Below are 10,939 nucleotides of genomic sequence, written 5' to 3' on the forward strand. Positions count from 1 at the left end.
TGCTCGCGGACGAACGCGCCGGACTCGGCCTTGTACGTCTGGTAGTCCCCGTCGACGGTCTCGTTCATGATCTTCACGAGCGAGCCGTCCTCGTCCTTGGCCAGCAGGTCATCCCACTCCCGGCCCCAGACGACCTTGATGACGTTCCAGCCGGCACCGCGGAAGAACGCTTCGAGTTCCTGCATGATCTTGCCGTTGCCGCGGACCGGACCGTCGAGGCGCTGGAGGTTGCAGTTGATCACGAAGTTGAGGTTATCGAGCTTGTCGTTGGCCGCCAGCTGCAGCAGGCCGCGGGACTCGGGCTCGTCCATTTCGCCGTCGCCCAGGAACGCCCAGACCTGCTGGTCCGAGGTGTCCTTGATGCCGCGGTTGTGCAGGTACCGGTTGGACTGGGCCTGGTAGATGGCGTTCATCGGGCCGATGCCCATCGAGACGGTCGGGAATTCCCAGAACTCCGGCATCAGGCGCGGGTGCGGATAGGAGGACAGGGCGTGCCCTTCCTTGGACTTCTCCTGGCGGAACCCGTCCAGGTCCTCCTCGGAGAGCCGGCCTTCCATGAAGGCGCGGGCGTACATGCCGGGGGAGGCGTGGCCCTGGAAGAAGACCTGGTCGCCGCCGCCGGGGTGGTCCTTGCCGCGGAAGAAGTGGTTGAAGCCGACCTCGTACAGGGTCGCGGCGCCGGCGTAGGTGGAGATGTGGCCGCCGACGCCGATGTCCGCCCGCTGTGCCCGGTGCACCATCACGGCGGCATTCCAGCGCAGCCAGGCACGGTATTTGCGTTCGATCTCTTCATCGCCAGGGAATGCCGCTTCCTGGTCGACCGGGATGGTGTTGACGTAATCCGTGGTGGTGACCATCGGAACACCCACGGACTGCGCGCCGGCCCGCTGGAGCAGGCTGCGCATAATGTACTGGGCACGTTCGGTGCCTTGTTCCTGAATCAGGGTATCCAGGGACTCCAGCCACTCGGCGGTCTCTTCCGGATCACGATCAGGCAGCTGGTTTGTCAACCCGCTGAGGATATGGGAGGTATCTTCTCCTGCAGCCACGTCCAACCTCTCTTTGAGCGCATCTATCGGCACCCTCAGCTCCGGGCAGGGTGACTGCCTGGCGTGAACGCGACGTGTGCGACATATCGGTTACATCAGCCCGGTCGTATGCGCCGGGCAAGGTCCAATCACGGTACGCCTGCCTGTATTAGCCGGGCGGTTGCCCGCGCAGGCGTAGTCGTCATCAGCCACTCTAGCCGTGCAGGCTGATGGATGCGTAGCCGCCCTATGGACCCGTCCCCGTATTTCACGGGCATACTGGTTGTGTGACGAAGCGCTGCCCGGCAGCCTCCGGATCGGCCTGTGTGACGCAGAATATGGCGGATCGCGGTGCCAACAGCTTGAAGCGAGAGCTCAAAGGGTGTTGGCTTGGAGTAATGGAAATCACTAGTGCCATTGAAAACATGAAGCAATTCAAAAAGCATAGGAGCAACACGTGAGCGAGGCCGACGCCGCCACTTCGGTAAATGTGGCGGAGAAACTGGGTTTCAAAGACGGGGACCTGATTCAGGAATTCGGTTATGACGACGATGTCGACTTCGACTTGCGGGACGACATCGAAGATCTCACGGGCTCTGAGCTTCTCGATGAGGACGATCACGAGGTGGTCGATGCCGCCATTCTCTGGTGGCGGGCAGGTGACGGAGACCTCGTGGACACGCTGGTCGATTCGCTGACCACTCTCACCGAGGGCGGCGTTGTCTGGGTCCTGACTCCCAAGTCCGGCCGGGACGGCTACGTCTCGCCCGCGGACATCCAGGACGCCGCGCCCACCGCAGGGCTCCACTACACCACCTCCGCCGGCGTCTCGAAGGACTGGAGCGCCACCCGGTTGGTCACGCGGAAGAACAAGTGACCCAAGCGGTCCAGCACGAGGCCGCCGGGCCGGGCTCCGCCGTGAGTTCCGTTCCCGGTGCCGTTCCCGGCGTCGGCGATCCCGCACCGGATTTCGAGCTCGCCAATCAATTCGGCGAACCGGTGCGCCTCGCGGACTTCCGCGGCCGCAACGTCGCCATAGTCTTCTACCCGTTTGCCTTCTCCGGGATCTGCACCGGGGAACTCTGCGAAATCCGGGACAACCTGGCACTGTTCGAGGATGCCGACGCCGCCGTGCTGGCAGTCTCGGTGGACAGCAAATTCGCCCAGCGTGCCTATGCCGAAAAGGAAGGCTACGGCTTCGATCTGCTGGCCGACTTCTGGCCGCACGGCGCCGTGGCCTCGGCTTACGGTGTGTTCGACCCCGACAGCGGCATGGCGCTGCGCGGCACCTTCATCATCGACGCGGCGGGAATCGTCCGCTACGTCGTGGTGAATCCGCGCGGCCAGGCCCGCGACTTCGCCGAATACCGGGCGGCCCTCGCGGGACTCGGCGGGAGCTGATCCGGTGAGGCAGCGGCGGCCAGGAATCGGCATGACCGGGTTTGCCAGCCTCCCGCCGGTTACGGCCGCCGGGAGCGCCGCGGAACTCCAGCGCACCGAATTGGAGGCCCTGCAAGACATCCACGGACTCCTGTCCGGGGAGCAGTTCGCCGTGCTGACAGGCGCCGGCCTGAGTACGGATTCAGGCATCCCGGACTACCGCGGGCCCGGCGCCGCGCCGCGGACCCCCATGACCTACCAGGAATTCATCGGCGAGCCGGGAAACCGGCAGCGCTACTGGGCCCGCAACCACATCGGCTGGTCACATCTGCGCAGGGCGGATCCGAACGATGGCCATGTCGCTGTAGCCCGGCTGGAGCAACGGGGGCTTCTCACCGGCCTCATCACCCAAAACGTGGACCGGCTCCACGAGGACGCCGGCAGCGTCAACGTCGTGGACCTGCACGGCCGGTTCGACCAGGTGGTGTGCCTGGACTGCCACCGGAGGTTCAGCCGCCGGATGCTGGCCGGTGTCCTGGAAGAACTCAACCCCGGATTCCTGGAACGGGCACAGGCGGCCGGGGTGGTTGAAATGGCGCCGGACGCCGATGCCGCCGTCGAGGACACCGAACTGATTGGATCGTTCATCGTCGCCCGTTGTCCGGCCTGCGGCGGCACCCTAAAACCGGACTTCGTGTACTTCGGGGAAAACGTGCCCAAGGACCGGGTGGAGCGCTCGTACGCCATGGTCGACGCCGCCCGGGCGCTCCTGGTGGCCGGCTCGTCGCTCACCGTGATGAGCGGCCTGCGTTTTGTCCGCCACGCGGCGAAGCAGGGCAAAGCCGTGGTCATCATCAACAGGGGACCGACCCGCGGGGACGGCCTCGCCACCATCAAGCTGGAGGCAGGCGTCAGCGGGGCTTTGACCTGGCTCGCCGCCGAGCTGCCGCCCCTGTAGCGACGGCCGGGCCGATTGGCGCTTGGCCGGTGACATCCGGTACAGTAGCTGTTCGTTGGTTGAAGCGCTGAGGCGCGGATACCGCGGTTTGGGTCTTTAGCTCAGCTGGTAGAGCGCCACGTTTACACCGTGGATGTCATCGGTTCGATCCCGGTAGGACCCACCACAGAAAACCCCGCCCTTCCGGACCACGCGGTCCGGAACGGCGGGGTTTTGTGCGTCCGGTTGACCCGATCAGGAGCCTTTCGGCGCCGAATCGTTGGGGCCGCTGATCGGTGCTACGGTCCCATCAAGTAGGGCGTTGGCGAGCCGCTGCACAGCTTGCGACTGATTGGTCGACACGCCACCCTTTACGATCGAATCCAGCACCACGGCTTTCGCCTTCTCCAGTATCTGAGCGTTCGATTCAGCCATCTTGGGTTGCCCTTGGTCCTTTGCAGGGCGCCCTGTGCGCCCAGCACGCGTCGAAGTAGCCATCTGCCTGGAAATGTCTGACATTGGTGACGGCGGTGAAGGGCGGTTTCCTCGTCCTCGCGAACGTTGCAGAGTACAGTGAGGTGATTTGTTGAGTATCGAAAAGACTATTGGGGAAAGCCATGTTCTACGGCGTCACGCGCTACAGCCTCTTCTCGCCCGGATCGCACTCTTGGAAAACGTCGCGGAGCGGCGCCTTCAAGACGCCGCAGGACTACATGCGGTACTTGTTCTCTGAACAGCGCCTCAACCTAAGGGCTGAGATGTTCTTCACGAAGGCCGTGCCCGCCCTTGCGGTCATGGCGGAAAACCATGATTACAAACATTTCGTGATGTATTCCGAGTTGCTCCCGAAGCGGCATCAGGAAATCCTGTTCGCGGCCGCAGCCGAGTACCCGTTCCTGGTGCCGGTGGAATGGAACGGCGTCGTCCGGGGAACCGGCATTGAAGAAGTGCGTCCCCTGATTGAGCAGGACCTCGCCAGCAAGTTCGACGCCGACGCCGGCATCCAGCCGATCGCGTGGTTCCGCCTCGACGACGACGACCTGCTCGCCACCGACTACCTGACCCATCTTGGGCGGTACCGGACCATGAACCACGTGGGGATGGCCATCTCATTCGGGCTCGGCCTGACGGCCTACAAGGGTGAACATGAGTTGGTAAACCTCCGGGAGTTCTATCACCCTAAGTCCGCCCAGGGGATGGCCTTCGTGTCGGCGTTCGACCCGCGTCAGCGCAGCCTCTCGATCGTTACGCCTGGTCCGCACCACGGTGTGGACCAGGTGATGCCGACCATCCTTGACTCCCGGGAGCACATGTTCTTCCAAGTCCGTCACAGCGATCAGGACTCGACACTGAACGAGACCCCGCACGAACGCGTTGCGGCCTCCCTGGCGCGGCTGGACAGGCTTCCGGCTGTGCGGGCGGCCGATATTGCTGCGGAGAAATGGCCGAGCCTCATCAAGGACATAGTCCGCGGCGAACCAGTGCCGCATGAGCTGTCGTCGCCAGGCGCGGCGCCTCTACGTCTGACCGAGGAGACGGCGATGACTTTTCCGTTGAATTCGGCGGTCAAGGCGGGGTTGGTCGAGTTTGAGTTCGAGTATGAATCGGCCAACAGGCTCCAGGGAGGATTCGCCGTCGTTTCCTATGAGCTTCAGGGAGCCGACGACATCGATCCCGAGGCGCTCGGGCTGCGGGATAGCCCCACATATGGGCTGAGCCGGCAGGCGTGGTCGAAGAGTGCCCACGGCGTGGTGCGCCAAAGCCTTCTTCTGCCGGAAGGAGTCAGCATCTCCGGCATAACGCTGAGGGGCAAGAACCGTCAGCCGGCAGACGTTTTCATCCGCTTGCGACAGCCTCGCGTCGTGGCCGTACACGCCGCCGGCTAAGGACTGAACCCGGGGCTCCAACGCCGTGTGCGCCCCGAAAATGTCAGGGCTCCGCCCTACTGTGACGGGCATGGAGCACGTGATGGTGAAAACAGGCCCGGACGGGCGGCCCCTGGCGGTAGTGCGCGGGGGCAGAGAATGGTTGATCGGGGCCGAGCCTGTGCGTTGGTTCGAGCGCGTCAGCTGGTGGGAGGCCGAGCGCCGGATGCCCAAGGGCCTGAGCCGCGTGGATGTCGAAGTCTGGCAGGTCCAGGCGAGGCTCGGCCGCAACCGCGGATCTGCCCTGACCACCATGGAACTGATCAGGGACGGCCTCGGTGGGGCTGGCGGATGCGGGGGGCCGTTGCGGACGCCGCGTAGGCTGCCTGCGCGGGCAACAATCGCCCGGCCCGACCCGCTCAAAAGGGGACCCCGGACCGTGGTATCACCCGGGCATTGGAAAAGCCTTCCACCGCGACTATTGGGGGATGCCGCGGTGGAAGGCTTGTAATGAATATACCGTGAACGCTTGGAAATGTGAAACACCGGCGGTGTTTCTGCGCGCCAGAATTACGCCACTCGATGGCCTAATCGCGGGTCCCGGGAGTCCGCCGCCTAGGATGTTTTCATGACCGCCACGAGTGCCCGCCGAATCGCCCGAGTCCGCCCGCTTTCCCCGGCTGCCGCGGACGAATACTTCTTCGTCGCCAACGACGCAGCGGACTTTGGCAGTGCGGCGGGCAGAGCGTGGACGGTGACACCCTCTCCGTTCCCGGGCTCTGCCGCCAATGCCGGCAGCCTGCCCCGCAGCGGTTGGGAGGCCGGCGCGACGGTGGAGGAAGCGTCGTTCACGTTCCTCGCGCCCTGTGTCCCGGCCAACGTCCTGGGCATGGCGCACAATACCGGTGCCGCCGGTCGCGGGCTTCCGCCGCAGGCCTTCCACAAGGCGTCCACCAGCGTGGTCGGCCCGGGGGACGCGGTTGAACTCCGGCCGGGCGTGGGGCGCGTCGAGCCGGAGGCCGAACTGACCCTCGTCATCGCGAGCAGGGCCCGCGGACTGACGCCCGGCAACGCCATGGGCGCGGTCCTGGGCTACACCATAGGAAATGACGTCTCCGCCAGGAATCTGCAGGAATCCGATGAGCTGTGGATCAGCGCCAAGAGCCAGGACACGTTCACGCCCGTGGGGCCCTGGATCGTCACGGACCTGAACGGTGACGACCTGGCGATCGGCATCAAACACAACGGTCGGGAACTCCAGGCAGCCAGCTCCGCCGACCTTGGCTGGAAGGTGGAGGAAATCCTCACGTATCTCACTTCCTTCATGACTCTTCACCCGGGAGACCTGGTGCTGACGGGATTCCCCGCCGAGTGTGCGCCGATCGTCCCCGGCGACACCGTCACGTGCCACATTGCCGGCATCGGCGAGCTGACGAACCCCGTGGTGTCTGCCGCCTAAGGGGCCGGCGGTCCCTGACGAGGCCCGCCGACAGGGGAGCAATGGATGCACGGGCTTTGCCGGTCCCGGTTCGAGGCGCCAGACATTATGATGGTTAGTGTTCAGCTGACTGGACGGCATTCGAACGAGTGGCGCGGCGACTTGCGCGCGATACCTGAAGGAGAATCATGGCCGATTCCCGAGTTTCCCGACCCTCCGACGGATTGGGGAGCGCGTCACCCGCACCGGCTGTCACCCGTGCCGCCGCCGTGCTGGAAGCCCTGGCGGCATCCGCGACCGGACGCCTCACGCTCAGTGACCTGTCCCGGGAACTGGGAATCCCTAAGTCCTCCACCTCCAACCTCCTGCTCGCGCTCGAGGAGGCGAGGCTTATCAGCCGCCAGGGCGCGGAGTTCACCCTCGGCCGGAAGTTGGTTGAGCTGGGTGCTGCCTACCTCAGCCGCCTCGACGAGGTCCAGGAGTTCTACCGCTTCTGTGAACAGGCCCCGACACTCTCGGGAGAGACCGTCCGGATCGCCATGCTGGACGGAACAAATGTCATCTACCTCGCCCGCTACGAAGGGCACCCGGCGGTGCGCCTGACGTCCAATATCGGCGACAAGATGCCTGTGTCCCTCTGTGCCGTGGGCAAGGCCCTGATCGCGCGGCTGCATGACCACGACGTCGACGAGATGTTTCCCGACGACGCGACTCTTCCGGTCCTGACGCCGAAGTCGCTGCGCACGGGTGCCGAGCTCAAGGCGCAGCTCACGCTCATCCGGGAGCAGGGGTATGCGTTCGAGGACGAGGAATCCACCACCGGCGTCGTGTGCCTGGCCGTCGCCGTCCCGACCCGGGGCGCACACGGGCCCAGCCTCGGCCTTTCGGTCACCGCGCTGAAGGCGACTTACTCGCAGGAGCAGGGCGCCATGATGGTGAAGGAACTCCAGGACCTCGCCCGGTCCCTCGGCAATCCCATGGGCTAGGGGCCGGCGCCGCGGGGCGTTTTGGGACGCCCCGGAATAAATCTGATTATTCATTGGCCAGGCGATCACTATGCTGTACTCTGTTCAGCATAGTGATCGACTCCTTGGGGTTGCTCACACCCACCAGACCAACGGGGGTCTGGAGTGTTCTTGAGGGAGTGCTTGTGACAACCAGTACTAATACACCGCTCGCTGAAGCGGACGGCGCCGTCGTCGATCCGGAACAGCTGCGACGGGCAACGCTTGCCAGCTCTGTGGGCTCCGCGCTGGAGTACTACGACTTCTACATCTACGGGCTGGCCTCCGCCCTGATCTTTGGCCCGCTGTTCTTCAAGCCGCTCGGCGAGGACGGGGCCCTGATTGCATCCTTCGCCACGTACGGTGTGGGCTTCGCGGCCCGGCCCTTCGGCGGGATGGTCTTCGGCTACATCGGCGACCGGTTCGGCCGCAAGATGGTCCTGATCCTCACCATCGGACTGATGGGGACCGCCAGCTTCGCCATCGGCCTGCTGCCGACGTACGAACAGGCCGGCATGCTCGGCGCCGTTCTTCTGGTGACGCTGCGCATCCTGCAGGGACTGGGTGCCGGCGCTGAACAGGCCGGCGCCACCACGCTGATTTCCGAAGTCGCGCCGCGCCGCCGTCGTGGCTTCTTCGCTTCGCTCCCGTTCGTCGGCATCCAGCTGGGAACCCTGCTCGGCGCCGGAACGTTCGCGCTCATTGCCATGGCAGACAAGGCAGTCCTGGAGGGCTGGCTGTGGCGGGTGCCCTTCCTGGCCAGCGTGCTCCTGGTTGTGGTGGCCATCTTCATCCGGCTCCGGCTGAAGGAAACGCCCGTCTTCCAGGAACTGGAAAAGCACAAGAATGTGGTCAAGAACCCCATCGGCCAGCTGTGGAAGCACTCGAAGAAGAACGTGCTGATCGGCATCGGCCTGCGGATGGGCGAAAACGGCAATTCCTCGATCTACTCCGCCCTGCTCATCGCGTTCCTGGCGGCCAAGGACGGCGTTTTTCCCGGCGATAAGTTCATCGGTCCGGTCGGCCTTCTCATCGCCGCGGGCTTCGCAGCCGTCATGGTGATCACGTTCGGTGCGCTGTCCGACAGGTTCGGCCGGGTGCCGGTCTACCGCTACGGCGCGCTGTTCCAGGCGCTCATCGCGCTTCCGGCGTTCTACCTGGTGACGCTGGGCGATGTCACGCTGGTCTGGATCGTCATGGTGGTGGGCATCGCCCTCGGCGTTCAGTCCATGCTCGGCCCGCAGTGCCCGCTGCTGCCTGAACTCTTCGGCTCGCAGTACCGCTTCACCGGCGTGGCCATGAGCCGGGAGCTCTCCGCCGTCCTGGCCGGCGGCCTGGTCCCGCTGGTCGGCGCCGCGCTGCTGGCCGCCACGGACCATTCCTGGCTGGTGCTCGCCATCTACTCGCTGGTCCTGGCGCTGATCTCGTTCGTCACCACCTTCTTCACGCCCGAGACCGTGGGACGCGACCTTCTCCTGACGGAGGATGCGCACTAGGCGGTATCCGGGCAGCAGACGCTCCGTCCGCGCAGCACAGGCCGTGGCCCCTTCCACCCAGGAAGGGGCCACGGCCGTTTCTGCGCCACCCGAATACCCGCGTCGCCGGGTGGAACTGGCCTCGCCCCACGCAAAGGGCGGCCCAACCGTTTCCGGTGGGCCGCCCTGTGTGCGCTGCGGCGCTGTGCAGTGCGGAAGAGTGGACTCAGTAGAAGTGCACCGTGTCCACAAGGTGGGGGAGTTCGCCGCCGTCGAGGTAGGTCCGCAGGTTGCTGCAGAAGCGTTCGGTGATCAGCCGGTTTTCGGCGGCACTGAGCGCCGAGGTGTGCGGGGACACCATCACCCTGGGATGGTTCCACAGCGGGCTGTCCTGCGGCAGCGGCTCCACGGCGAAGACATCGAGGCAGGCATAGGAGACCTGGCCGTTGCCCAGGGCCTCCAGGAGCGCCTCTTCATCCACCACGGTGCCGCGGCCCACGTTGACGAAGACCGTTCCGGGCTTCATGGCGGCGAAGACGTCGCGGCTGAAGAGCTTCTCGGTGTACGGCGTGCCGGGCAGGGTATTGACGACGGCGTCTGCAGTGCCCAGCAGGCCGGCGAGGCCGTCGTTGTCCGTGACCGTCTCGATCCCGTCGATGGCCTCCACGGTCCGCTTGGTCCCGCTGACGCTCATGCCCAGGGCCCGGGCGATCCGTGCGGTCTCGAGCCCGATCTCGCCGAGTCCGGTGACCACCAGGCGGGAGCCGTTGACCAGGCGGGTGGGGGTGCGGAGCTCGGGCCAGAGCTTGGCCGCCTGGTCCTGGGCCAGCTCGGCGCTGCGCTTGAAGCCGTTGAAAATGCCCAGGGCGGCGAATTCGGCGAGCGGCAGGGCGTGCACCCCGGCCGAGGTAGTGACCCTGAACTTCTGCAGCGTCACGGCGTCCAGTCCCGATGCCTTCACGGCACCGCCGGCGCCGGCCGCCATGGCATGGATCCACTCAAGCCGGGGATTGCTGCCGGCGATCCGGGCGAGGCCTGCCGGGCTTTCGTTGGGGAGCCCGTACAGGACCTGGGCCTTGTTGAGCATGTCCCAGTAGCGCTCTTCCTGCTCCGGCGTCCGGCGGAAATCCGGGTCGCCCGCATGGTCGGCGGGAAAACGTTCCGGCGGCAAGAGCTCGGGGTCGTAGAGGACGGTCACGGACGGATCTACGGCGCGGATGCGGTCCACCAGCTCTGCTTCGAGCGGGACGGCGATCGCGACAGTGGTTTTGGTCGTCATAGTGTTCATCATACTGAATGGAGGCTAGGATGCTGAACAGAATTTCAAGATTAACCACGACGAAGTGAGGGCAACGCATGGAGATGGACCGCAGGGAGGCCGGGTTTGTCGGCCTCGGCCTAATGGGCGCGCCGATGGCCGCCAACCTCCTCGCGGCAGGATGGACCGTAACCGCCTGGAACCGTTCGCCGGCGGCGCTGGACGCCTTCGAGGCCCTGGGCGGCTCGCGTGTGGCCAGGGTCGAGGCGCTTCGCGACCAGCCCGTCATTGTCTTCATGCTGCCGGATCTGTCCGACATTGAGGATGCGAGTGCCGCACTCCTGGCCGGCTGGACCGCCAGCCCGCCCGCGCCCGGAACCGCCGTCGTGGTGATGAGCAGCGTGTCGCCGTCCGGCGTGCGGGACTTCGGGGCACGGGTCGCCGAGGCGAGCGGGGGCAACGCCGTCGTCGTCGATGCGCCCGTCAGCGGCGGCACCAAAGGCGCGGCGGACGGCACCCTCGCCATCATGGCGGGCGCCAGCGACAGCGACTTC

The 10,939-nt window shown here is 65.5% G+C and carries 10 protein-coding genes, 1 tRNA gene and 1 pseudogene; 9 read left to right on the forward strand and 3 right to left on the reverse strand.

Features of this window, described 5'->3' with window-relative positions:
• Positions 1-1,049 (reverse strand): annotated as a pseudogene (locus Y706_RS0118750) (pyruvate dehydrogenase (acetyl-transferring), homodimeric type); the annotation flags it as partial.
• 436 nt (positions 1,050-1,485) lie between these two features.
• Between Y706_RS0118750 and Y706_RS0118755 the strand changes: the two are divergent.
• From Y706_RS0118755 to Y706_RS0118770, 4 genes are all read left to right on the forward strand, one after another.
• On the forward strand, positions 1,486-1,905 hold the full coding sequence (locus Y706_RS0118755; protein WP_018773429.1) for a DUF3052 domain-containing protein: 420 nt from the start codon (positions 1,486-1,488) through the stop codon (positions 1,903-1,905).
• A gap of 41 nt (positions 1,906-1,946) precedes the next feature.
• Positions 1,947-2,429 (forward strand): peroxiredoxin, encoded by a 483-nt coding sequence (locus Y706_RS0118760; RefSeq protein ID WP_028277803.1) that lies wholly within the window; start codon positions 1,947-1,949, stop codon positions 2,427-2,429.
• 4 nt (positions 2,430-2,433) lie between these two features.
• On the forward strand, positions 2,434-3,366 hold the full coding sequence (locus Y706_RS0118765) for an NAD-dependent protein deacetylase (protein ID WP_028277804.1): 933 nt from the start codon (positions 2,434-2,436) through the stop codon (positions 3,364-3,366).
• A 90-nt stretch (positions 3,367-3,456) separates the two neighbouring features.
• Positions 3,457-3,532, forward strand: a tRNA-Val gene (locus Y706_RS0118770).
• A gap of 68 nt (positions 3,533-3,600) precedes the next feature.
• On the opposite strand, the gene Y706_RS0118775 is transcribed toward Y706_RS0118770, so the two are convergent.
• Positions 3,601-3,780 (reverse strand): hypothetical protein, encoded by a 180-nt coding sequence (locus tag Y706_RS0118775; protein ID WP_028277805.1) that lies wholly within the window; start codon positions 3,778-3,780, stop codon positions 3,601-3,603.
• A gap of 182 nt (positions 3,781-3,962) precedes the next feature.
• On the opposite strand from Y706_RS0118775, the gene Y706_RS0118780 reads away from it, so the two are divergent.
• The 4 genes from Y706_RS0118780 to Y706_RS0118800 all read left to right on the forward strand — a co-directional run bounded on the left by Y706_RS0118780 (position 3,963) and on the right by Y706_RS0118800 (position 9,148).
• Positions 3,963-5,231: a glycosyltransferase gene (locus tag Y706_RS0118780; protein WP_028277806.1), complete on the forward strand. Its 1,269-nt coding sequence runs from the start codon at positions 3,963-3,965 to the stop codon at positions 5,229-5,231.
• A gap of 607 nt (positions 5,232-5,838) precedes the next feature.
• A complete protein-coding gene (locus Y706_RS0118790; protein ID WP_028277807.1) occupies positions 5,839-6,669 on the forward strand; it encodes a fumarylacetoacetate hydrolase family protein in 831 nt (276 codons plus the stop codon).
• Positions 6,670-6,836: 167 nt separating this feature from the next.
• Positions 6,837-7,634 (forward strand): IclR family transcriptional regulator, encoded by a 798-nt coding sequence (locus Y706_RS0118795; protein WP_028277808.1) that lies wholly within the window; start codon positions 6,837-6,839, stop codon positions 7,632-7,634.
• Positions 7,635-7,798: 164 nt separating this feature from the next.
• Positions 7,799-9,148, forward strand: coding sequence for an MFS transporter (locus tag Y706_RS0118800; RefSeq protein ID WP_156945199.1), 1,350 nt, complete (start codon positions 7,799-7,801; stop codon positions 9,146-9,148).
• A gap of 205 nt (positions 9,149-9,353) precedes the next feature.
• Here the strand turns inward: Y706_RS0118800 and Y706_RS0118805 are convergent, their stop codons facing one another.
• Positions 9,354-10,418, reverse strand: coding sequence for an NAD(P)-dependent oxidoreductase (locus tag Y706_RS0118805; protein WP_043436486.1), 1,065 nt, complete (start codon positions 10,416-10,418; stop codon positions 9,354-9,356).
• Between the two features lie 65 nt (positions 10,419-10,483).
• On the opposite strand from Y706_RS0118805, the gene Y706_RS26465 reads away from it, so the two are divergent.
• A partial coding sequence (locus Y706_RS26465) for an NAD(P)-binding domain-containing protein (protein ID WP_253906835.1) occupies positions 10,484-10,939 on the forward strand: 456 nt, incomplete at its 3' end.

Source organism: Arthrobacter sp. I3 (genome assembly GCF_000520575.1).
Classification (GTDB): domain Bacteria; phylum Actinomycetota; class Actinomycetes; order Actinomycetales; family Micrococcaceae; genus Arthrobacter; species Arthrobacter humicola_A.